General features: G+C 41.1%; 20 protein-coding genes. 9 read left to right on the forward strand and 11 right to left on the reverse strand.

The features are described 5' to 3' along the window. Positions 1 to 42: 42 nt before the first annotated feature. Positions 43 to 804, forward strand: coding sequence for an ABC transporter ATP-binding protein (locus tag MHH65_RS13580; protein WP_024426158.1), 762 nt, complete (start codon positions 43 to 45; stop codon positions 802 to 804). Further along, positions 794 to 2,731: an ABC transporter permease gene (locus MHH65_RS13585; protein WP_268414208.1), complete on the forward strand. Its 1,938-nt coding sequence runs from the start codon at positions 794 to 796 to the stop codon at positions 2,729 to 2,731. Before MHH65_RS13580 ends, MHH65_RS13585 begins: the two co-directional genes overlap by 11 nt. A gap of 38 nt (positions 2,732 to 2,769) precedes the next feature. Here MHH65_RS13585 and MHH65_RS13590 read toward each other — a convergent pair whose 3' ends face one another. From MHH65_RS13590 to MHH65_RS13615, 6 genes are all read right to left on the reverse strand, one after another. Further along, the gene (locus tag MHH65_RS13590; RefSeq protein WP_041114996.1) at positions 2,770 to 4,122 is read right to left on the reverse strand and encodes an amidohydrolase family protein; all 1,353 of its coding nucleotides are present in this window, start codon (positions 4,120 to 4,122) and stop codon (positions 2,770 to 2,772) included. 263 nt (positions 4,123 to 4,385) lie between these two features. Then, on the reverse strand, positions 4,386 to 5,000 hold the full coding sequence (locus tag MHH65_RS13595) for a LysE/ArgO family amino acid transporter (RefSeq protein WP_252049705.1): 615 nt from the start codon (positions 4,998 to 5,000) through the stop codon (positions 4,386 to 4,388). 128 nt (positions 5,001 to 5,128) lie between these two features. Further along, complete coding sequence (locus MHH65_RS13600) at positions 5,129 to 6,712, reverse strand: acyl--CoA ligase (RefSeq protein WP_211043089.1); 1,584 nt, start codon at positions 6,710 to 6,712, stop codon at positions 5,129 to 5,131. 226 nt (positions 6,713 to 6,938) lie between these two features. Then, positions 6,939 to 7,151, reverse strand: a complete 213-nt coding sequence (locus MHH65_RS13605; protein WP_024424829.1) for an alpha/beta-type small acid-soluble spore protein — start codon at positions 7,149 to 7,151, stop codon at positions 6,939 to 6,941. An 89-nt stretch (positions 7,152 to 7,240) separates the two neighbouring features. After that, entirely contained in the window at positions 7,241 to 8,446 is a 1,206-nt protein-coding gene (thiI, locus tag MHH65_RS13610) for a tRNA uracil 4-sulfurtransferase ThiI (RefSeq protein WP_061109476.1), read from the reverse strand. A gap of 4 nt (positions 8,447 to 8,450) precedes the next feature. Next, positions 8,451 to 9,593, reverse strand: coding sequence for a cysteine desulfurase family protein (locus MHH65_RS13615; RefSeq protein WP_268414214.1), 1,143 nt, complete (start codon positions 9,591 to 9,593; stop codon positions 8,451 to 8,453). A gap of 186 nt (positions 9,594 to 9,779) precedes the next feature. Between MHH65_RS13615 and brnQ (MHH65_RS13620) the strand changes: the two genes are divergently transcribed. After that, on the forward strand, positions 9,780 to 11,120 hold the full coding sequence (gene brnQ, locus MHH65_RS13620) for a branched-chain amino acid transport system II carrier protein (RefSeq protein ID WP_268414215.1): 1,341 nt from the start codon (positions 9,780 to 9,782) through the stop codon (positions 11,118 to 11,120). Positions 11,121 to 11,335: 215 nt separating this feature from the next. Beyond that, on the forward strand, positions 11,336 to 12,679 hold the full coding sequence (gene brnQ / locus MHH65_RS13625; protein ID WP_268414216.1) for a branched-chain amino acid transport system II carrier protein: 1,344 nt from the start codon (positions 11,336 to 11,338) through the stop codon (positions 12,677 to 12,679). Between the two features lie 41 nt (positions 12,680 to 12,720). Here the strand turns inward: brnQ (MHH65_RS13625) and ezrA are convergent, their stop codons facing one another. Beyond that, positions 12,721 to 14,424 carry a septation ring formation regulator EzrA gene (gene ezrA / locus MHH65_RS13630; protein WP_268414217.1) on the reverse strand — a complete coding sequence of 568 codons (1,704 nt, stop codon included), beginning with the start codon at positions 14,422 to 14,424 and terminating at the stop codon, positions 12,721 to 12,723. 341 nt (positions 14,425 to 14,765) lie between these two features. Between ezrA and hisJ the strand changes: the two genes are divergently transcribed. Then, positions 14,766 to 15,581 carry a histidinol-phosphatase HisJ gene (hisJ, locus tag MHH65_RS13635; RefSeq protein WP_111926307.1) on the forward strand — a complete coding sequence of 272 codons (816 nt, stop codon included), beginning with the start codon at positions 14,766 to 14,768 and terminating at the stop codon, positions 15,579 to 15,581. Here the strand turns inward: hisJ and refZ are convergent. Next, positions 15,551 to 16,216 (reverse strand): forespore capture DNA-binding protein RefZ, encoded by a 666-nt coding sequence (gene refZ / locus MHH65_RS13640; RefSeq protein WP_024426169.1) that lies wholly within the window; start codon positions 16,214 to 16,216, stop codon positions 15,551 to 15,553. The genes hisJ and refZ overlap by 31 nt on opposite strands. Before the next feature lie 126 nt (positions 16,217 to 16,342). Between refZ and MHH65_RS13645 the strand changes: the two genes are divergently transcribed. The 3 genes from MHH65_RS13645 (at position 16,343) to MHH65_RS13655 (ending at position 18,597) form a co-directional block, all read left to right on the forward strand. Continuing rightward, complete coding sequence (locus tag MHH65_RS13645; RefSeq protein ID WP_061109481.1) at positions 16,343 to 16,840, forward strand: GAF domain-containing protein; 498 nt, start codon at positions 16,343 to 16,345, stop codon at positions 16,838 to 16,840. A gap of 303 nt (positions 16,841 to 17,143) precedes the next feature. After that, positions 17,144 to 17,746, forward strand: coding sequence for a 30S ribosomal protein S4 (rpsD, locus tag MHH65_RS13650; RefSeq protein WP_024424838.1), 603 nt, complete (start codon positions 17,144 to 17,146; stop codon positions 17,744 to 17,746). A 296-nt stretch (positions 17,747 to 18,042) separates the two neighbouring features. After that, the gene (locus tag MHH65_RS13655; RefSeq protein WP_034279547.1) at positions 18,043 to 18,597 is read left to right on the forward strand and encodes a hypothetical protein; all 555 of its coding nucleotides are present in this window, start codon (positions 18,043 to 18,045) and stop codon (positions 18,595 to 18,597) included. A gap of 44 nt (positions 18,598 to 18,641) precedes the next feature. Here the strand turns inward: MHH65_RS13655 and MHH65_RS13660 are convergent, their stop codons facing one another. Together MHH65_RS13660 and MHH65_RS13665 are read right to left on the reverse strand one after the other, a co-directional pair. Continuing rightward, complete coding sequence (locus tag MHH65_RS13660) at positions 18,642 to 19,208, reverse strand: cysteine hydrolase family protein (protein ID WP_335350897.1); 567 nt, start codon at positions 19,206 to 19,208, stop codon at positions 18,642 to 18,644. A 196-nt stretch (positions 19,209 to 19,404) separates the two neighbouring features. Then, positions 19,405 to 20,046 carry a triacylglycerol lipase gene (locus MHH65_RS13665; RefSeq protein ID WP_152031913.1) on the reverse strand — a complete coding sequence of 214 codons (642 nt, stop codon included), beginning with the start codon at positions 20,044 to 20,046 and terminating at the stop codon, positions 19,405 to 19,407. A gap of 207 nt (positions 20,047 to 20,253) precedes the next feature. Here MHH65_RS13665 and MHH65_RS13670 point away from each other — a divergent pair, with 207 nt between their 5' ends. Further along, positions 20,254 to 20,607 (forward strand): antibiotic biosynthesis monooxygenase, encoded by a 354-nt coding sequence (locus MHH65_RS13670; protein ID WP_268414220.1) that lies wholly within the window; start codon positions 20,254 to 20,256, stop codon positions 20,605 to 20,607. An 83-nt stretch (positions 20,608 to 20,690) separates the two neighbouring features. Here MHH65_RS13670 and tyrS read toward each other — a convergent pair whose 3' ends face one another. Then, positions 20,691 to 21,959 (reverse strand): tyrosine--tRNA ligase, encoded by a 1,269-nt coding sequence (gene tyrS, locus MHH65_RS13675; RefSeq protein ID WP_268414222.1) that lies wholly within the window; start codon positions 21,957 to 21,959, stop codon positions 20,691 to 20,693. Between the last annotated feature and the right edge of the window lie 26 nt (positions 21,960 to 21,985).

Raw genomic sequence — 21,985 nt, forward strand, 5'->3', positions numbered from 1 at the left:
TTATACTAGAGATATCAATTAAAAGAAAAAGGGGTTCAGCAAATGAACATTTTAGAAGCTCGCAAAATTTATAAAAGCTATGGAAATAAATTCAACAAACAAGAGGTGCTGAGCGGCATTGATTTGACCATTGAAGCCGGGGAATTTGTCAGTATTATGGGGCCATCAGGCTCGGGGAAAACAACCCTTCTGAACGTATTGTCATCAATCGATCATGTGTCCAGCGGATCCATTCGTATTGCAGATGCTGAGATGACGCAAATGAAGGATCAGCAGCTTGCGGAATTTAGAAAAAAGCAGCTTGGCTTTGTTTTTCAAGATTATAATTTACTTGATACACTCACGGTCAAAGAAAATATTCTTTTGCCTTTATCCATCTCCAAAACACCAAAAAAAGAAGCTTTTGAACGTTTTCAGCAGCTCGCGGAAGACATGGGGATTTATGAACTAAGAGACAAATACCCGAATGAACTCTCTGGCGGACAAAAGCAGCGGACATCGGCGGTTCGTGCCTTCATTCATGAACCAAGTCTTATTTTCGCTGATGAACCTACAGGGGCACTTGATTCCAAATCTGCATCTGACCTGCTCAACAAGCTGCAAGATTTCAATCGTAAACGAAAAGCGACCATTGTGATGGTGACACATGATCCTGTCGCAGCCAGCTATTCAAGCCGCGTCATTTTTATCAAGGATGGACAGATTTATACACAGTTGAATAAAGGCGCTTTAGAAAGAAAAATGTTTTTCGAGGATATTATGAAAACGCAAGGTGTCTTAGGCGGTGTGAAGCATGAACATTAATCAGCTCATCTTCCGTAACCTGAAGAAAAATTTGAAGAATTACTATTTGTATGTGTTTGCTCTCGTGTTTAGTGTCGCGCTCTATTTTTCCTTTGTCACCTTGCAGTACTCACCAGCACTTGATGATGTAAAAGGCTCCATTAAGGGCGGTGCGGCGATCAAAGCCGCTTCTGTACTACTCATTGCCATTGTTGGGATCTTCCTGTTATATGCGAACAGCATTTTTATTAAACGCAGAGGGAGAGAAATAGGCCTCCTTCAGCTCATCGGCATGACGAAACAAAAAATTGCTAAACTGCTTAATGCAGAAAATTTTATTCTATACGCATTCTCCATGGGTGTTGGCATCATAGCTGGATTTATCGGTTCAAAACTCATGCTGATGGTGCTATTTAAAGTAACCGGCGTCAGCGCCATCGCCAACCTGCACTTTTCAGGCATGGCCCTTTTACAGACACTTATCGTCTTTTTCATCATCTATGGATTAATCATGTTAAGAAATAGATGGTTTATTAATAGACAGACCATTTTATCTTTGTTTAGAACAACATCTTCGACAGAACAGCGTGTGAAAAAGATCTCTGTGTTTGAAATCATCATTGGGGTTTTCGGTATTGTCTTGATCAGCTCAGGCTATTATATTTCTTCTAAGCTTTTTACCGGGTCATATACGTCGATGCTTGAGTTACTTTTAGCTATGATTTATATTTTAGCCTCTGTCATCATCGGTACCTTTCTTTTTTACAAAGGCTCTGTTTCTTTCATTGCCAATATCGTACGCAAAAGAAAAAATGGCTATCTCGCCATTCACGAAGTGTTATCTTTGTCATCCATTATGTTCCGGCTAAAATCAAATGCACTGCTTTTAACGATTATTACAACCGTATCTGCACTTGCCATCGGTTTGCTGGCTCTAAGCTACATTTCCTATTACTCAGCAGAAAAAACCGCTGAGCAGCAAATTCCAGCTCATTTCGTCATGGGCTCAGAAAAAGAAGCAGCAACTTTCACTCGTGCACTTTCTGACAAACATATTGCTTATGATCAAAAGCAGGTCAAAGTGATTCAAGCAAAATTTGATGCGAAAAAAATCATGGATTCAGAGTTGAAAAATATGAATAATGATCCAGGCGTATTGACACTGCCTGTGATCAGTGAGAAAAACGCACCAAATATTCATGTGGAGAACAACGAAGTGATCTTAAGCGGCTACAGTGATCTATTAAAGAAATTCATGCCGATTCAAAGCTCAGGCGATGTGAAGCTTCTCATCAAGGAGCCTGTTGATTTGAAAGTCATGGATATGAAGAAAGATTATCTCATTTCTTACAACTTCACTTTTGGCGGTCTGCCTGTTGCCGTCGTGAGTCAAAATGTTTTTGAGGAGCTCGACAAGCAGAAAGATCCAAAGCTGCAGCTTGAGAATAGCCAATATAACGCAGTTAATATAAAAGATGATAAAAATCTTGAACAAGCAAATAGCGTGTTTACATCTTTAAAACTAAGTGACAAAAGCATGTCTCAATTAGCTTCAGCTCAGCAGCAAAAACAAACAATAGGACTAATGATGTTTGTGGTCGGATTTTTAGGTCTCAGCTTCCTTGTCACATCAGGCTGCATTTTATACTTTAAACAAATGAATGAAAGTGAAGAGGAACAAAGCTCCTACACGATCTTGCGTAAGCTTGGTTTTACTGAGAAGGATCTATTAAAAGGCATCCGGCTTAAACAGCTGTTTAACTTTGGGATTCCGCTCATCATCGGATTGCTGCACAGCTACTTTGCTGTACAATCAGGCTGGTTTTTGTTCGGCGGAGAATTGTGGACTCCAATGCTTATCGTCATGTCGATTTACACTGCCCTCTATTCTGTCTTCGGATTCCTGTCTGTCCAATATTATAAAAAGGTCATTAAAGAATCCTTGTAATCAATTCCCCATAGGCATCGCCTATGGGGTTATTTTATTTACGAAGGTGTTGATTCAAACTTGTGTGATAAAATATGGTCTCTTGCTGCATAAGCTTTTCGTTTGACCTCTTCTAGATTCACACCGACAAGCTTTCCGTTTTGTTTCACGGCTTTTCCAGCCACATAAACAGAATCAACATTTGAAGGGTGTGCCGTTTGGACAACCGCGCCAGCCGGATCTGTCATCGGCAGAAGATTCATGCTTGTCCGGTCGATTAGGATGAAATCAGCTTCTTTCCCAGGTGTAAGCGACCCAATTTTATGATCGAGCTGTAATGCACGAGCGCCATTGATCGTCGCAGCCTCAAGCATTTGATGAGCAGACAGCCCAAGTTCAGGCCCCGGCATGATCCCATCCATTAACAACGATTGATTTTGGATCGCGCGCTCTGCTTGAAGTCCGAATTTCATTTGGGCAAACAAATCTCCTCCTGTCGCTGTCACTACGTCTACACCGAGCGTTGGAAGAACACCTTGTGCAATCGCAAGTCCTGTGACAGGATAACCGTGACCCATCATCATTTCAATTTCAGGGGTAATGGATATGGAGCTTCCGCTGTCTGCCAGCATCTTCATTTGATCCGCATCAATTGCATTAATATGCACCATGTTCAAATCCGGTCCGAGTAACCCTGCTTTATGAAGCCGCTCAATCGATCGATCCTCCGCTCCCCAATTCCCAAAGCCGATGTGCATACTGCATAGAGCATCTAGAGACCGGGCTGTTTCAATTTCAAATACCGACGTCTCCCATGAAGAAAACTCTGGTCCACGAATCGCAAGTCCCATTGTTAAAAGCTGATCTGATGATTGAAAATGCGCTTTTTTCACACGTGCTGCGTCCTCCATATTGGTGAGCGTACTCTCTCTATCCCAATATTCAGCATCTCCAGAGGACCCAAAAGCAAAAACAGCTCGTATGCCCGCATCTTTTAATCCTTCAATGAGCTCTTCTGTATGATCCATTGAATTGATCATCGTCCAGTCTAAAAACGTGGTCACACCTGCATCTAAAGCCTCTAATGCCCCTAAATAATTGGCGATTCGATCGTCGGATGGGCGTCTCATCGATCCATAGTTGCCATAATAGATTTTGCTCAAATATGTCTGCAAAGACCAATCTGTTCCTATGCCCCGGATGACAGACTGCCACACATGCCGATGTGTATCTACAAGACCTGGCATGATGACCATATCAGATGCATCAACAATGTCAGCATCACTTACTTCAATTGAAGGTCCAACTTCTAAAATATGTTTCCCTTCAATTAATAAATCTCCCTTTTCAAGAAAACCTAAAGATGGATCCAGTGTTAAAAGAGCTGCATCTTTAAACAATGTTTTCTTCATCCATATCCCCCTTTTCAAATGACGAGGATGAGTGACCCCGCCTCAATGTCATTTTAAAACAGAACAGGATCAAAATAGAAGAAAAGTGACTTATCCCAATATATGAAAAGCAGACGTTTCTGAAATAGTTCTTTCGATCATCCCAAACTCAAAGAATTTCATAGGTTTTATTCCGATATATTGTAAGGCTGCTACACTTCCAACATAAAAAAAGCGCAGGATCATTACGTCCAAACGCTTCTTTGTTTGATTCTCTATGTACCTTACACAATCAATTGATACGCAATGTATAACGCAACCAGCCAGATCATGACCGCCGAAGCCTTATTAATACGGTTCATCCATTTGCCGTTTGTATCTAACTTTCCTAACATCTTCCCTAGAAGGGCGAGTCCAATAAACCATAACCAGGACACGATGATACAGGCAAGTGTAAACGCCAGCTTTTCTGCGCCGCTATATTGCAGCGAATTCGTACCAATGACACCAATTGTATCGAGAATCGCATGGGGATTTAAAAGAGAAACTGAACAGGCGAATACGATTTGTTTTCTTGCAGGCATTAATTTCTGCTTCTCTTGATCACCTGATGATGAGCTTGTGTTCCATACGGTCCATCCCATATAAACTAAAAAACAAAAACCAATGATATAAAGACCGATTTGCAGCACTGGAATGGTAAACACCACAACAGAAACACCTATGACAGCTAAAGCAATTAAAAGTGTGTCACAAAGAGCAGCCGTGATGACGACAGGCAATGCTCGATATAATCGAGGCTGCAGCGCTCCTTGTTGAAATACAAATACATTTTGTGCGCCCAAAGGTAAAATGAGACCAAAGGCAAGTACAATTCCATGAATGATCGCAATGGACATCTACTAACATTCTCCTTTTTCAGCAATTCCTACACATTTTAACATAAAACATTATGCTCACTTTCAACGAATTTGATTTTCCATACAAAAAAGCGCTGGATGCTTCCATCCATACGCTTCTCACTTCTTTATGATTGACCTTTTCGTGCAAGCTCTCTTTCTCTCAGCTCTACACGGCGAATTTTCGCTGACGGTGTTTTTGGCAGTTCGTCAATGAATTCGATTTCTCTTGGGTATTTGTATGGTGCTGTTGTGTTTTTCACATGTGTTTGCAGCTCTTTGATCAATTCATCACTTTGCACAGTTCCATCACGAAGGACGACGTATGCTTTCACGATTGATCCTCTGATTTCATCCGGGCTTGCCACAACTGCACATTCCTTCACTGCTGGATGCTTGATCAGCGCATCCTCTACTTCAAACGGTCCAATCGTATAGCCTGAGCTGACAATGATGTCATCTCTGCGGCTTTCAAACCAGAAGTACCCATCTTCGTCTTTTTTCGCGCGGTCACCCGTAATAAAGTAATTGCCGCGGCGCTGCGCCTTTGTACGCTCTTCGTCTTTATAGTATTCCTTAAATAAAGCCGGCGTTTCAAGATGGACCGCAATGTCACCAATTTCTCCAGGTGCGCAGACGTTTCCATCCTCATCAATGATATCTACTTCGTTGCCAGGGGTTGGTTTTCCCATACTGCCTGGCTTGATGTCCATTCCTTTTAGCACCCCTACGAGCAGTGTGCTTTCAGTTTGGCCATAGCCGTCTCGTACTTCTATATCGAAATGCTTTTTGAATGTATCAATGACTTCACGGTTCAGCGGCTCTCCCGCAGAAACAGCACTATGCAGCTTCGGCAGCTCGTACTGACTTAAATCATCTACTTTTGCCATAAAGCGATATTCTGTCGGTGTACAGCATAGGACATTGATTTCATTTTTTTGAAGCAGCTCTAAGTATGTATTTGGATTGAATTTCCCTCCATACACAAAGCCTTCTGCTCCACTTCCTAACACAGATAAGAGGGGGCTCCACACCCATTTTTGCCAGCCTGGTCCTGCTGTTGCCCATACTTTATCTCCTTCACTAATGGAGAGCCATGCTTTGGCAGCTGTGCGTAAATGTGCATACGCCCATCCGTGTGTATGAACAACCCCTTTTGGGTTCCCTGTTGTACCTGATGTGTAGGATAAAAACGCCATGTCTGTGCGCTTTGTATCTGCCAATTCAAGTTCGTTTGATTGCTCTTCTTTTTGCGCTAGAATGTTTCTCCAGCCATGATCGTTTTCACCGATTGAGAATGTTTTAAAATCGTTTGGCTGTTTGGTTCCGTCGAACGATTGAATGAATGAAGAGTAAACGATCGCTCCCTTTGCTTCTGCATGTTCAATTCGATAATCTATATCTTTTGCACGCAGCATTTCTGAACAAGGAATCACGACCATTCCTGTTTTCAAAATCGCTAAATAAATGCTGTATGCCTCGAGCATGCGCGGCACCATCACAATGATTTTATCGCCTTTTTTGAAGCCTGCTTTTAATAAAACATGTCCAATTTTATTTGCCTCTTCCACTAATGCTGCATACGTCACATGTGCTTCGTGGCCATTGCCGTCCTGCCAGTGCAGGGCCATTTTCTCCTTGTCATGACTGAACGCTTCAATCTCGCTGACTAAGTTATATTGTTCTGGTGCAATTAAGTCTTCTCTTTTCATGGTACAGCTCCTTTTAGCCTCTTTCTTATGAAACGAAACATGTTTCAATTTACCTATTTTAACACTCATAACTGAAAAATGCTTGAATTAGGACCTACTCCTAGTATTATGCCATAATTTTTTTCATCCGTCTCCTTTTTTAAAAATATTCTAACTATTTATATGTACAAAAAGAAAAGAGCGGGAAGGATCCCGCTCATAAGCCATAGCTTTTAAATTGTGTGTCTTAGAAAGATCCGCCACCCATATGTTGTTGAGCGTAAGATACAAGACGCTTAGTGATTTCTCCACCAACTGATCCGTTAGCGCGAGATGTAGTTTCTGCACCAAGGTTTACACCAAATTCAGAAGCGATTTCGTACTTCATTTGGTCGATAGCTTGTGCAGCGCCTGGTACTAGTAATTGGTTAGAACTGCTTTGTCTGTTTTGTTGAGCCATGTGTTCTCACCTCCTTGTGAATATAGAATGTGTAGAAACACATGACTTCATGCGATTGATTTTATGGTAATTATTATGAAATTTTCGTTTTAGAATAAATCAGCGAATTCGTCTGCCGCTTTCTTTTCATTTGTCACAATAATTGTTTCAATTTGCTCTACTGCCTCGTCCAGCATCGGCTCGAAATCAGCAAAGCTTTCGTAGCGTTCTACCTTCTCAAGCTTTGGTTTTGTTTTAGGGGACGGCGGCGTAAAGATCGTACAGCAATCCTCGAAAGGCTGAATGCTTGTATCGTATGTGCCAATTCTTCTCGCTTCATCAATAATGTCATTTTTATCGACAGCAATGAGCGGGCGGATGATTGGTGTATTGGTCACATGGTTAATGGCATACATGCTTTCAAGTGTCTGACTTGCCACTTGACCAAGGCTTTCTCCGGTAATAATCGCAAGGGCATCGCGCTTTTCTCTTATTTTGTCAGCTATTTTCAGCATCATTCTTCTTGTTGATGTCATCGTATAGTTTTCAGGTACTTGTTTGTGAATCAGCTCTTGAATTTTTGTAAAAGGTACGATGTGAAGCTTCACTTCGCCTCCATATGCTGCCAGGCATTCTGCAAGATCAATGACCTTTTGTTTGGCACGTTCACTTGTATACGGCGGACTAAAGAAATGCACAGCTTCAATTTCAATTCCGCGTTTCATTGCTTGATAGCCGGCAACCGGGCTGTCAAAGCCGCCGGAAAGCATGAGCATCGCTCTTCCGCTAGAACCGACCGGCAGGCCGCCTGCACCTTTAACATCTTTAAATGTAATGTACGTTGCGTTCTCTCTGATTTCTATGCGTAAATGCACATCCGGCTGTTTCACATTGACCGTTAAGTTTTCCGTATTCCTTAGAACATGTCCGCCAATTTCACGGTTCATTTCATTTGAATCAAGTTCAAATTGTTTATAAGAGCGTTTCGTTGAGACTTTAAATGTATTTCCTTGTTCATACACTTCCTGTACCGCTGTTAGTGCCGCTTCTTTAATCGCATCTAGATTCGTCTCACATTTAACCGCAAGACTAAAACTCTGAATGCCAAATACACTTTTGAGCTGTTCTGAAATTGGTTCAGGGTCTTCTCCGTTCAGCATAATCGTGATGCGGTCTCTATCAGATGCAACCTTTAATGCTCCAAAATCCTTTAAGACGAATCGAATGTGCTGTCTTAGTTTTTCAATAAATTTCTTTCTATTCTTCCCTTTTGTTGAGATCTCACCAAAACGGACTAAAATATGATCATATTTCATGCTGTTATCTCATTCCTTTTAATTTTTTCACACTTTGTGCGATCGATGTGATGATTTGCGGCGTTAGCTCTGGTCCTTGTCCATACGTTAAGCTGATTCTCATACTGCTTTTGGCTACTTCCTCTGGTTTTCCCATTGCCAGCAGGACACGGCTTGGCTCTTTTTTCTTAGCTGAGCAGGCAGAGGTTGTAGAAACATATATGCCTTCTTTTTCAAGCATATGGAGGAGGACCTCAATTTGAATACCCGGCACTGAAAAATTCACAATGTGCGGCGCACTTAGCGCCTGCGGTGTGTTCATCACAATACCTTCTATGTCTCCAAGCTGTTTTTGCAGCTGCGTTTTTAAGTTCAGCATCTCATCATGATACTTGTCAAGCTGTTCAAATGATTGTTTCATGGCTTTTGCTAAGCTGACAGCTCCAGCAGGGTTTTCAGTACCTGAACGAAGCCCTAATTCCTGCTCTCCCCCAGTAATGAAAGGGGCGAGAGTGACATCTTTCTTTAAAAAGAGTGCTCCAGTGCCTTTTAAACCATGAATTTTATGGCCTGACATCGTCAAAAGGTCTACATCCAGCTGTTTATTGAGTGCTACCTTGCACATTCCCTGCACCCCGTCGACATGAAAAAGTGCGTTTTCGGCATGCTCGCGAATAATGCCAGCAGCTTCTTCAATTGGCTGGATGGCACCGGTTTCGTTATTGACGTGCATCATGCTGACAAGCACTGTATCAGGGCGAAGCACTTCTTTTAAATGAGTCATATCTGCATGGCCATGCTCATTTACTTGAATATAGGAGATGTCAAAGCCAAATAACGCCTTCAGCTGTTCAAACGATTCAATAACAGAAGGATGCTCTATTTCTGTGGTCACAATATGCTTGCCCCGGTTCATTTTGGCAAGTGCTGCCCCTTTAATGGCAATGTTATTCGCTTCTGTTGCACCAGAAGTAAAAATAATCTTATATTGTTTCAAGCCCGTGTAGTGAAGCATTTGTTTTCTCGTTTCATTTAACAGCCGGCTTGCATCAATTCCGAGCTGATGAAGCGAAGATGGATTTCCAAAATAACGTTCACTCACTTGCTGATATACTTGTAAAACCTCAGGGTACGGTTTTGTGGTTGCACTATTATCAAGATACATCATGGCGAAACTCCTTATCCTCTTGCGTTTAACTAATATGATCCGAATTCCTTTTATTTCAATATAAAGCGGTATATTGACAACCTCATCAATTCACTATATCATGCATAGTGCCATTGTCATATTTTTTTCTAAATTGACAGAATATTTAAACATGGCGGAAAAATAAAATAATAGGGGGATAACCTTATGAATAATAAGTTAAGTCAAACAGACACATTAGCCATCGGCTTAATGTTGTTTGCACTCTTTTTCGGCGCAGGCAATATGATATTCCCTCCTGTACTTGGACAGTACGCAGGTGAAAACGTATGGCTTGCGATCGGTGGATTTTTACTGACAGGAGTTGGACTTCCGCTCTTAGGTGTCATCGCCGTTGCCCTGACAGGAACTGGAGCAAAAGGGCTTGCTGACAAAGCTCATCCTACATTCGGTACCATTTTCACCGTCATTTTATATTTATCCATTGGGCCTTTCTTTGCGATCCCTCGTACTGGAACGGTTTCTTATGAAATTGGGCTGGCGCCGTTTCTGACTGAAGCGCAGTCTGAATCATGGATTCCATTATTCTTGTTTTCGATTGCTTTTTTCGGCATTACTTATGCTCTTGCTTTAAATCCATCGAAACTCGTTGACCGAATCGGTAAAATTTTAACACCAATTTTACTCGCTGTCATTGCTTTAATTGTGATCAAAGCGATTGCGACACCAATGGGTGGAATTGGCAGTCCGCATCCAACCTATGAAGGAAGCCCGCTCTTTACCGGGTTTTTAGAAGGCTACAAAACGATGGATGCTCTTGCTTCAATCGTTTTCGGAATTGTCGTTGTCACGGCTGTGAAAGAACGCGGTATTACAGAACGAAAATCGATTGCAGCAGCCTGTATTAAAGCAGGGCTTGTCGCAGCTGCTGGACTAGCTCTTGTGTACATATCACTCGCTTATGTCGGGGCGTCAAGTCCTGAGGCTACAGGCATGGTCGGGGCAAATGACGGAGGGAAACTCCTTTCGCTTGCGGCAAACTTTTTATTTGGTTCTGCTGGAAATATTGTGTTAGGAGCTGCGATTTTATTTGCATGTTTGACCACAAGTATTGGACTTGTTTCATCCTGTGGGGAATATTTTTCTTCGCTATTTCCACGCTTTTCTTATCGCACAGTAGTTTTAGTTGTATCTTTATTCAGTACATTTGTAGCAAACCTTGGACTGGCACAAATTATTTCGCTCTCTGTTCCGGTTCTTGTTGCGATTTATCCGTTAGCCATCGTGATCATTCTCTTATCTTTTCTTGATCGCTATATCAACGGAAGACGGATTATTTATATCGCTTCACTCCTTTTCACAGGTGTCTTTGCTGTGATTGATGGGTTAGTTGCAGCGGAAATCCCTCTTGGCGGATTACCTGAATTTTTAGAAGCTGTTGTTCCTTTATACAAACTTGGGATCGGCTGGGCCATCCCTGCCGTTCTTGGAGCTATTATTGGACTTCTTATTTCTTTATTTACGAGTCCACCTAAACAGCTTGCTTAATCTAGCATCAAAACAGAAAACATCCCTTTCCATAAGAGAAGGGGATGTTTTTTTATGTTCTTCATATACTAAAATAGAAAAATTCATGACTTTTGTATGAAAACACATGTTGACATCAGGCGTACATCCTTTATAATTAGTGAATGTTAATGAAGAACCGTTTTAGCAGCTAATTAACAGAATATTTCAACATAATATTGGAGGCTTTATATTCAATGAAGGCAACATTGTCGACGAAAGATACGATTATTATAGGTTTTATGTTATTTGCTTTATTCTTCGGCGCCGGAAATATGATTTATCCACCAGAGCTTGGGCAATATGCCGGAACAAATGTATGGAAAGCAATGGGCGGATTTTTATTAACAGGTGTCGGTTTACCTCTACTCGGGATTATTGCAATTGCTTTAACAGGGCGTGATGCAAAAGGACTTGCAGATAAGGCTCACCCAGTGTTTGGAACAGCATTTACCGTTATTTTATATTTATCCATTGGGCCGCTTTTCGCTATTCCGCGTACAGGAACGGTTTCGTATGAGATTGGCGCATTACCATTTTTATCAAGCGTACCAGCTTGGCTGTCCCTTCTTTTATTTACACTCGTCTTTTTCGGTATTACGTATTACCTTGCTTTAAATCCAACGAAAATCGTGGATCGTGTAGGTAAAATATTAACACCGATTAAATTTACGATTATTTTTATTATCATTGTCAAAGCCATTTTGACGCCGATGGGCGTGATTGGTACACCAGATGTATCTTATAGCAACGGATCGTTTTTCAAAGGATTTTTAGAGGGCTATAAAACGATGGATGCTCTTGCTTCTATTGTATTTGGAATTGTTGTCATCAACGCGATTAAAGGACGCGGTGTGACAAGTAAAAAGGCACTGGCTTCTGCTTGTATCAAAGCGGGTTTGATTGCAGCTGCTGGATTAACCTTCGTTTACCTGTCACTTGCGTATCTAGGTGCTTCTAGTACACATGCCATTGGATTCGTTGGAGATGGAAGCAAAATCTTAGCTCAGTCTTCTCAGTTCCTTTTCGGCAGTCTAGGAAATATTGTGTTAGGTGCTGCTATCACAGTGGCTTGTTTAACAACAAGTATCGGTCTTGTCACATCATGCGGAGAGTATTTCTCAAAGTTACTTCCTAAGCTTTCTTATAAAATGGTCGTGACACTTGTTACATTATTTAGTTTCATTATTTCTAACTTTGGACTTGCTCATATTGTTGCTTTCTCTGTTCCAGTCTTAACAGCGATTTATCCGCTGGCGATTGTGATCATCGTTCTATCACTTGCTGATAAATGGCTTGGACATAGAAGACCTGTGTATGTCCTCTCGTTAATTTTAACAGGGTGCGTCAGCTTATTTGACGGCTTAGCAGCAGCAAAGCTTCCAATCGGTCCAGTAAAAGACATTTTCCAAACAGTGCTGCCTTTTTATGACCTTGGCATTGGCTGGCTTGTCCCTGCGATACTTGGGGTCGCCATTGGGTTCGTGATCTCACTTTTCACTTCTTCTGCTTCAGCAGAACGCCAGAAACAGGCATCATAATACAAAAAAAGCTGAAGTCCTATCAATGGACTTCAGCTTTTTTATTGATGCTGATATTCTTTTTCGTGCTGAGCTAATAGCTTCTGAACGGCTCCAGGTGATGCTTTTTCAACAGCTGATGCTGCTACATCAAATGAACCATTATAATCGTACGCATAAAATCTTCGCTCTGCCTCTTTTAGTTGTTCTGAAAGAATATGATTTTGGCTTCTAAAACGATTGCCATATTGAATGATTCGTTCAATTTGATCCACTTTAGTGAGCATTTCTTCCGTCTCATTCACAGCATGTCTCACTGTGTCAGAGGCTTCTTTTAATTGCTCATTCACAGCTGGCATGTTGAGCGGCAGGTTCTCCAGCTGTTCGTGCACTTGCTGAATCATCTCCTGCGCTTTTTCAGCCTGCTCTTTCATGTCAGCAGGTATACCTGGAATATTGCTTTTTTGCAGCTGACGCACTGTATCTGTCAGCATCGTTTTGAGCTCAGCCAGCGTTTCTCTCGCTTGCAGCTCTTCTTTTCTTAATGATTGAAGATGATCTTTAAACGCATCGTGCAATGCTTTTGCATCATCGATAAAGGTCTCAAGCTGATTGATTTCATCCATTAATAGTGAATATGCGACATGATCACGATCAAGCTTCTCGCGAATTTGTTTCATGAGCTTTTCAATTTCTTCTAAGCGTTTTTCGAACGCCTTCTGTTGATCAAGCTCTCCGGCTGTCAGTTTGTAGCTTTCTTTTACAAGAGCTGTTTCTGCCTTGGTTTGGGTGTGATCCTGCTCGAGCTTTTCAAATGCTTCCGTCAGCTCAGGCATTTTACTTTTGATTTCCTGACCTGCTTCTACTTCCGCTTCCAGCTGATCATACAGCGTCTGAATGGCATCATCAATCATTTGCAAAATGCTTGATGCTTCTTCCAGATTGAGTTCATCAATCAGTAGTTTTTCCGCACGGGTCAGCTGTTTGTTTAAGTTCTCAAGCTCTTTAGTGATCTGGATGTGCTCGAGCTTGTAGCCTTTGTCTGTCATTTCTTTATATCCGTCTTTCAGCTTCGTCAGCTGGCCTGGTACGGTTTGTTTACAGTCTGCAATGAGCTTCGGTACATCATTGATATACAGCTGAAGCTGATCGAGTCTGCGGTCTTGCTCAAGCAAAATCTTTCTTGCTTTCATATAGTTGCCGTTTTCTGTCTCTTCTTCGTACTGCTTGATCCCTTCCCAGGCTTCATCTAAGTCCTGCTCCATTTTGTCATAAAGGGTGCCGTATAAATGGCTGTACGCAAGCAGATTTTTTCGAACTGTTTGATATTGTTCTTTGACCTTTTCAATGTCCTTGCGATTTTGCTCCTCGCTTGTGACAAGGTCTGCAATTTCATTTAAAATGTCTTCAATGTTCGAATCAGCAGCACTCAGCAAGTCCTCAATGTGCGTAAGAACCTGCTTGGCTTTGGAGAATCGATATTTATCAGAATACTCTTCTGCATCATATAATAGCTCCTCTACCTTTGGAAGATGGGCTGTGACGATATCGTCCCACTCTGCACGCCATCTTTCAAAAAATTGCTCTGTTTCTCCGGTCATTTTTAAATGTTTGATCTTTGAAATTTCTTCTACAATTGATCTGTTTAAAATTTCAATTTTCCATGCTTCCAATCGGTCAATCTCTTTATATATATTTTTTCGCAGGAAATAACCGACTGAAAACAAAGCAAGCAAAATGACAATTAAACCGATGATTAACTCCATAATGAGCCCCCTTGTTGTGATCTAAGTGATGTCAGGGTAAAAGTGTCCCGAGTAGACCTGAGAACCCTTTCGTGTCCGCTTTGCATTTGTTTTTTTATAAGCAGGATCGTATGTTTTCCAATACCATCCATTCACGGTTTTATGTATGTTTTTTCAAGAAAGTATTTGTGCGCTTTCTATCATTTGATCACACGTATCAATGTGACCTGCTTTTATGTATGCGGAAGCTGTCGTTTTCATTGTTATTATGATACCATGTAACCAGCATTTTTGGTCATGATTTTTCATTATTTTCGCTGATAAACATCACGTTTTTCAAAATATCGACAAGAGGTGACGACATGCTGAAACAAGATGCACATCTACATACACCGTTTTGCCCGCACGGTTCGCTTGATTCTTTTCATTCTTATATTGAAAAAGCCATTAAAAAGGGATTTGATTCCATAACCTTTACCGAGCATGCCCCGCTGCCTCCATCGTTTCAAGATCCAACACCTGAGCAGGATAGTGCCATGAAGCTCCAAGACCTTGAAGCGTATATAACGAAACTGGCTCAGCTGAAACAAGAATACAAAGGACAATTAATAGTAAAAACTGGGCTTGAGGTTGACTTTATCAAAGCGTATGAAGAGGAAACAAGAACCTTTTTAGACTGCTACGGTCCAGAACTAGACGACGCCATTTTATCTGTTCACTTTCTTCCTGCTGGCGATGATTATATTTGCCTTGATTTTGACGAGCATGCCTTCCAGCAGCTAATAAGCATCTATGGCAGCATCGAACAGGTCTATCAAAGCTACTATGACCAAATTCATTCTTCTATTCTATCATCTTTAGGCCAATATAAGCCAAAGAGAATCGGTCATATCACCCTTGTCCAGAAATTCAAACAGCTTTTTCCATATGAAATGTCACCTGAACTTTGTCAAAAGGTCACCCTTTGCCTTGAAGAAACGGCAAAAAAAGGCATGTCCTTAGATTTTAATACATCAGGTCTTCGTAAAACATATGCCAGAAGTATCTATTTAGATCAATGGATGATAGACCTTGCAAAAAAGAAAAAAATTCCGCTCATATTCGGCTCTGATGCCCATCAAGCGGAAGATCTCGGATATGCGTATGATCAATTCGAGGACATCATGAGGTTCAGATGAGAATCTAGTGCCGGCTCTTTTGGTTCTAACAAATAATGAAGCGAGCGGCTCAGCTCCTTAAAGTACATTTGATAGAAATACGGCTCACTTGGGTTCAAATAAAGCACCTCTGTTAAATATTGCGGCTGTAAATATGGCATCATGAGAAGTGATTTAAGCTGAATCATAAAGGATGCGAGTGAAAGCTGCTCACAAATAACATGGGTGCTTTTTCCTTTTTCAATGATGAGCTGAAACAAATATTTTTCTTTTGTTAAATATGTCGACATGATTTCTCTGATGAGTGTCGAATCAATCGTCACCTCCCGATAAACGAAACGGGTTAATTGACGGTGCTTGTGCTGATAAGATAAAATATCAAAAACCACATGTAGTAAGCATTCTTTTGCATGACGGGTTTCCATGTGATGGAGATGTGATTCAATCATGTGAATGTAACCTTCATAAAAATCGGATACGAGCTGCTCAAGCAGCCCTCCTTTTCCTTGAAAGTAATAAGAAATGTGGGCAACGTTGACGTTTGCTTCCTTCGCAATCTCACGGACAGAGGTTCCAGAAAATCCTTTTTGGTTAAAAAGTCTGATGGCAGCATCCATAATACGGTCTTTTGTTTGCACGGTTGTTGATGTTTTCATCCGCTCACCCCTCTTCATGTGTACATACTTCAAGATGAAGGCGGAAGTTCCTTTTACAATTGCTCGACAAATCCCACATGCGAGACGCAAGTTATGTATTTTTAAGATAGAAAGTAGGAGATTTTCATGTTTCATGTCGAAAAACAGTCTGGCGATCCTTCAAAAGACTATCAATTGCTTGTCAAACAGGTAGAAGCCATTACAGATGGTGAACCTGATCTGATTGCCAACTTGGCAAATGCAGCTGCGCTGCTCTATCACTCACTTCCTGAAGTCAATTGGGCCGGGTTTTATTTAGCAAAGGGCGGCGAGCTTGTGCTTGGACCGTTTAACGGACTGCCTGCATGTGTGCGCATCCCTTCTGGAAAAGGCGTTTGCGGTACAGCGTTTGCGACAGGTGAAGTGCAGCGTATCGCTGATGTCCATGCATTCCCTGGACATATTGCCTGTGATGCCGCATCGCAATCTGAAATAGTCATTCCGCTCAAGGTCAATGGACAGATCATTGGGGTCCTCGATATTGACAGCCCTGTGAAAGACCGCTTCAGTGAAGTAGATGAGTCCTACCTTATTCAATTTACAGAAATTCTCCAACAGGCGTTATCCGTCTCTACGGATGCGTAATCATGCAGAAAAAGCAGGCACATTGTCTGCTTTTTTATGTTTCTTTATATAATGGAGAACGTCACCTCTGCCTCTAAATAGGTTGACTTCTCCTATCCAGCGTCATATAATAGAGTTTGTGTGAAATATGGCAGCCTTTTTGTTCGGCTTTTTTGTATCATTTTGTTCCTTCTATATTATGAAGGTGCATCTTGTAACTCCCTGCTGCTGGAGCGAGGATGCATGAAAACATAATGACGAAAAAGAGGAAGAACAGACGGTTTTTATTTTTCACAAATAAAAACAATAAGGAGGAGTCACATTATGGCTCGCTATACAGGTCCAAGTTGGAAGATTTCCCGCCGTTTAGGCATTTCATTAAGCGGAACAGGTAAGGAACTTGAAAAACGCCCTTACGCTCCAGGCCCACATGGTCCAGGACAACGCAAAAAACTATCTGAATACGGTTTACAATTACAAGAGAAGCAAAAGCTTCGTCACATGTACGGTGTCAACGAACGTCAATTCCGTACACTATATGACAAAGCTGCTAAACTTCCTGGTAAACAAGGTGAAAACTTCATGATCCTTCTTGAAACTCGCCTTGACAACCTAGTATACCGTCTTGGCCTTGCTCGTACTCGCCGCCAAGCTCGTCAGCTAGTAAACCATGGTCACATCCTTGTTGATGGAAGCCGTGTAGACATCCCATCTTTCTCTGTGAAACCAGGTCAAACGATTGCTCTTCGTGAGAAATCTCAAAACCTTGCAGTAGTGAAAGAATCAGTTGAAGTAAACAACTTCGTTCCTGAATACCTTTCTTTCGATGCTGAAAAGCTTGAAGGAACTTTCACTCGTCTTCCAGAGCGTTCTGAATTAGCGCCTGAAATCAGCGAACAACTAATCGTTGAGTTCTACTCTCGTTAATTTCATTACTTCTCTAAGAGAGAGCAAACAAACCCTAGATCCCTTGATTGTTCAAGGATTTCTAGGGTTTTTTGTATGTTCTCAATTATACATGAAATCATTTGAAGTCATCTTCCATTTTCAATACTTATTTTCCCCGGCTGCCTGCTCCATTCTTACTTCAATCAAACCTGTCTCTATTTTTATATACAAATATAGGAAACATTTCATTGAAGTGCCTTTTATCTATTGGTACAATCATGATAGATGACATATCAGTCGTTTGGTCTTCTATAGTACGCAGATGGAGGAGTTCCATGTATAGTATTACAATCATTCTATTCTTACTTTTAATCTTGGCAATGATTGCCTATTCTCTTCTAAGAAAAAAACAGATTATCGATGAGCCGCCCAATAGATTTGCTGCAAGTCTGTTTATCTTTCTGCTCTTTTTTTCTATCTGCTTTGTGATCGCGGTTCCAAGTCTATTGCTATACATCACTGTTCTAGGCGTGAATTTTCTTTTTGGAGAAACCATCACGTATGATTCGTTTTTTTCTTTGATCTCTTTCTCTTTGTTAGTAAGTGTTATCGTCGTTTTTTGGTCACCTGTCCTTCTATTCATAGGAAAAGGACTGGCTTATCTCCTTAAGCTTCCTGTATGGCTCACTTATACTTTGGAATGGGTGAGTTCTTGGATCGTTTTACATCTCTCTATCAAGTATGTCCTTTACTTAAATTTAATGAATGTATCGATAGGGGATTCCGGCGTATTGATTTTATCATTCTTTGTCAGTTTTTTAATTATTGAGATTGATCTCGTTTACTCACGTAAGAAACAACGAAAACAATCGCTGGACACATATCATTAGCATGAAAAAAGCTCCTAGATCTCTTTCTAGGAGCTTTCAAACTTTTATTCTTGACTTGTCCATTTTGCGATGAGCTGCTCTGTTGTCATGACAGTCGCAAATTCATCATGCAGGGTTGCAAGTGAGAGCCGGTGGATCGTTTCTGGGTCAAAATATGTACCATTTTGATCTGTTAGTCCAAAGGCGGCTGTTGCATCTGAGATCAGATACGTATCAAAGCCAAGATTTCCGCTCATTCTTGTGGTTGTTGATACGCAGTGAGGGGTTGTTAATCCTGCGATCACGACCGTGTCAACCTGGTTTGATCTTAGATGTTCCTCTAAGTTAGTACCAATAAAGCTGCTGTTGACTTTCTTTTGTATCACCATTTCTTCCTCTAGCGGTTTAGCCAAATCTTTGAAAAGGTGCCCTTCATTTGCTGGATGAAATACAGAGTCCGGATTGTTGGATGTATGCTGAATATGAATCACTTTCCAGCCTTTCTCTCGCCAAAACGTTAATAGCCGGCTAATATTCACCTCTGCCTCTAGGTTATTGCGTTCTCCCCATTTTTCATGCTCGAACGCTTTTTGTACATCTACAATGATGAAAGCCTTTTGATTCGTTTTCACAAACGCCCACCTCCGAATATTCACATTCACTACATGTAGTGTAAGGAATGGCGATCGTTTTGTACATGTTTTTATTCAGCTATGTACGATGGTCTGTTTCTGTATCATCATTTTGCCACCCTTTTCAATATCTCTAGCTGCCATATGCCAGCTGACATCAAAAAAGACAGCATATGCCGCTGTCTTTTTTCGTTTTTTAATTCGTATTTTGTCCTCCGCCGTTCAGTCCTTCTTTAATATACCCTTTCACTTGGCTTGAGGTTAATAGACCGATATGACCAACGCCATGGATCAGGATGTTTCTTGCGCCAATTAAACGAGAGAGGCTGTTGACGACAATAAGATCTGCTGAGCTGTAGACGGATGTGTAAAGAATTTTTTGATTTGGATCTGTGCCTGGTAATGCTCTGCTTGAAACGAGTCCGTTTGCTCCACCAATTGTGACAACGTTCTCAATTTTATCGCCGCCATCTAGATTCTTGATATAGTATAGCGTGTTCGCTCCGCCCATACTATGAGCCACAATATCTACTTTTTTGGCACCCGTTTTGTCTAACACATCTTTGACGAATCTCGATAGACGCGGACCATTGTTGCGGTTATTTCCTGTTTTGTCTATGAAATCAATAGCATATAATTGGTTTCGATCCCAGCCTTGTGTGGCCAAATAACTTTTAATAGAAAAAAAGTTATAAGAGGCACCGCCAATGCCGTGCACCATCACAACCGGATTATGCTCAGCCGCCTTCGCCTCTTTCGGCTGGATAAACGCCATTGAACCAATCACCAATGCAAGCGCAATGAGAATTTGCAAACTCCTTTTCTTAACAAAAATCACTTTCATTCCCCCTTATTCATCTTATACGACTCTATTTTATACAAGAAAAATATGTCAGAAAAGTGAACAAGGTAATGTTTATGAGATGATTTTACAAAAATATAAATAATCAAAAAGCACCTTGGACTTTTTTAAATTAAAACAAAAAGACTACGAGACCTTCTTTCTTTCATATATAATATCAATAGACTAAGGAGGTTCTACTAGATGCTATTTACTCAAACACCTGCACCACCCTACTATGCCGCGATTTTTACATCAAAACGAACAAATGTCGAGCAGAAAGAATACGCTGCTGCTCAAAAAATGGAAGAATTAGCGAAAGATCTAGATGGGTTTCTTGGAATGGAAAGTGTACGAGATGAATATGGTGTTGGAATCACTGTCTCTTACTGGGATTCATTAGAAGCCATCAAAGAATGGAAAGCACATACAGCACATCAGCGTGTTCAAAAAAAGGGGAAAAAAGATTGGTATGAATCCTATACAACCCGAATTTGTAAGGTAGAACATGCTTATACAAACAAAGATTCTCTCCTTGAACAAGAAGCAGACGAATGAGCTACTTCTACATAAAAAAGAAAAGCACTTCAATGTATACGAACATTTGAGGTGCTTTTCCATGATGCTTACTGTTTCATACTTTATTTATACGTCACGAGGAAGTATTTCTTTTTCCCTCTTCTTAAAACGGTAAATTGGTTTTCAATTCGGTCGTCAGCGGAAAGAACATAATCTTTATCTGTTTGTCTCTCTCCGTTGATGGAGACAGCACCATTTGTGATATCTTCACGTGCTTGACGCTTTGATGGAGACAGCTTTGATTCCACAAGGATATCGACTAGTGTTAATTCTTCTGTGCTGCTTGTCTCCATTGATGGAACATCCTTAAAGCCTACTTTCACTTCTTCAGCTGTAAGAGATTTGATCTCACCTTTGAATAGTGCATTTGAGATGTTAACAGCCTGTTCTAGTGATTCACGGCCATGTACAAGTGTTGTCACTTCCTCTGCTAGACGGCGCTGCGCTTCACGCTTTTCAGGTGCTGTTTTCACTTTTTCTTCGTACGATGCGATCTCTTCTTTTGATAAGAACGTAAAGTATTTTAAGTATTTCACGACATCACGGTCATCTGTGTTGATCCAGAATTGGTAGAACTCATATGGAGACGTTTTTTCTTTATCTAACCAGATGGCGCCGCCTTCTGTTTTACCAAACTTTGTGCCGTCTGCTTTTGTGACAAGCGGCATCGTCAGACCAAATGCTTTTGCCCCTTCTGCTTCAGACTTACGGATCAGCTCAAGTCCAGATGTGATATTTCCCCACTGGTCACTTCCGCCGATTTGCAGCTTACAATTTTCATTTCTGTAAAGGTTTAAGAAGTCTAAAGACTGCAGGATTACGTAGCTGAATTCTGTGTAAGAAATCCCTGTTTCGATACGTGAGCTCACGATATCTTTTGCCAGCATGAAGTTTACACCGAAGTTCTTTCCAATATCACGAAGGAACGTGATGACATTCATTTGGCTGATCCAGTCGTAGTTATTCACGATGACGGCTGGATTCTCGCCTGCTTCAAAATCAAGAAATTGAGACAGCTGTCCTTTGATTTTTTCTGACCACTGTTCGACGATTTCTGCTGGATTTAGTGAACGTTCCGCTTTTTTGAAGCTAGGGTCGCCGATTAGTCCAGTTGCGCCGCCAACAAGAGCAATCGGATGATGACCTGCTTCTTGGAATCTGCGTAATGTTAAAATTGGCAATAGATGACCAATGTGTAAGCTGTCAGCTGTCGGATCAAAGCCGGAGTATAGTTTGATTTTTTCTTCTGCTAATAATTTTGTTAAACCTTCTTCATCTGTTTGCTGCTGGATTAATCCTCTGAACGATAGCTCTTCCATCAATTGACTCATTTCCAAATCTCCTTTTTTTACAATTC

It is taken from the genome of Bacillus sp. FSL L8-0654 (genome assembly GCF_038629965.1).
In the GTDB taxonomy this organism is placed as follows: domain Bacteria; phylum Bacillota; class Bacilli; order Bacillales; family Bacillaceae; genus Bacillus; species Bacillus safensis.

What these genes read in the sequence shown, in the direction of transcription:
- MHH65_RS13580 (WP_024426158.1), top strand. Translation starts at nt 43, where the DNA reads ATGAACATTTTAGAAGCTCGCAAAATTTATAAAAGCTATGGAAATAAA.
- MHH65_RS13585 (WP_268414208.1), top strand. Translation starts at nt 794, where the DNA reads ATGAACATTAATCAGCTCATCTTCCGTAACCTGAAGAAAAATTTGAAG.
- MHH65_RS13590 (WP_041114996.1), bottom strand. Translation starts at nt 4,122, where the DNA reads ATGAAGAAAACATTGTTTAAAGATGCAGCTCTTTTAACACTGGATCCA.
- MHH65_RS13595 (WP_252049705.1), bottom strand. Translation starts at nt 5,000, where the DNA reads ATGTCCATTGCGATCATTCATGGAATTGTACTTGCCTTTGGTCTCATT.
- MHH65_RS13600 (WP_211043089.1), bottom strand. Translation starts at nt 6,712, where the DNA reads ATGAAAAGAGAAGACTTAATTGCACCAGAACAATATAACTTAGTCAGC.
- MHH65_RS13605 (WP_024424829.1), bottom strand. Translation starts at nt 7,151, where the DNA reads ATGGCTCAACAAAACAGACAAAGCAGTTCTAACCAATTACTAGTACCA.
- thiI (WP_061109476.1), bottom strand. Translation starts at nt 8,446, where the DNA reads ATGAAATATGATCATATTTTAGTCCGTTTTGGTGAGATCTCAACAAAA.
- MHH65_RS13615 (WP_268414214.1), bottom strand. Translation starts at nt 9,593, where the DNA reads ATGATGTATCTTGATAATAGTGCAACCACAAAACCGTACCCTGAGGTT.
- brnQ (WP_268414215.1), top strand. Translation starts at nt 9,780, where the DNA reads ATGAATAATAAGTTAAGTCAAACAGACACATTAGCCATCGGCTTAATG.
- brnQ (WP_268414216.1), top strand. Translation starts at nt 11,336, where the DNA reads ATGAAGGCAACATTGTCGACGAAAGATACGATTATTATAGGTTTTATG.
- ezrA (WP_268414217.1), bottom strand. Translation starts at nt 14,424, where the DNA reads ATGGAGTTAATCATCGGTTTAATTGTCATTTTGCTTGCTTTGTTTTCA.
- hisJ (WP_111926307.1), top strand. Translation starts at nt 14,766, where the DNA reads ATGCTGAAACAAGATGCACATCTACATACACCGTTTTGCCCGCACGGT.
- refZ (WP_024426169.1), bottom strand. Translation starts at nt 16,216, where the DNA reads ATGAAAACATCAACAACCGTGCAAACAAAAGACCGTATTATGGATGCT.
- MHH65_RS13645 (WP_061109481.1), top strand. Translation starts at nt 16,343, where the DNA reads ATGTTTCATGTCGAAAAACAGTCTGGCGATCCTTCAAAAGACTATCAA.
- rpsD (WP_024424838.1), top strand. Translation starts at nt 17,144, where the DNA reads ATGGCTCGCTATACAGGTCCAAGTTGGAAGATTTCCCGCCGTTTAGGC.
- MHH65_RS13655 (WP_034279547.1), top strand. Translation starts at nt 18,043, where the DNA reads ATGTATAGTATTACAATCATTCTATTCTTACTTTTAATCTTGGCAATG.
- MHH65_RS13670 (WP_268414220.1), top strand. Translation starts at nt 20,254, where the DNA reads ATGCTATTTACTCAAACACCTGCACCACCCTACTATGCCGCGATTTTT.
- tyrS (WP_268414222.1), bottom strand. Translation starts at nt 21,959, where the DNA reads ATGAGTCAATTGATGGAAGAGCTATCGTTCAGAGGATTAATCCAGCAG.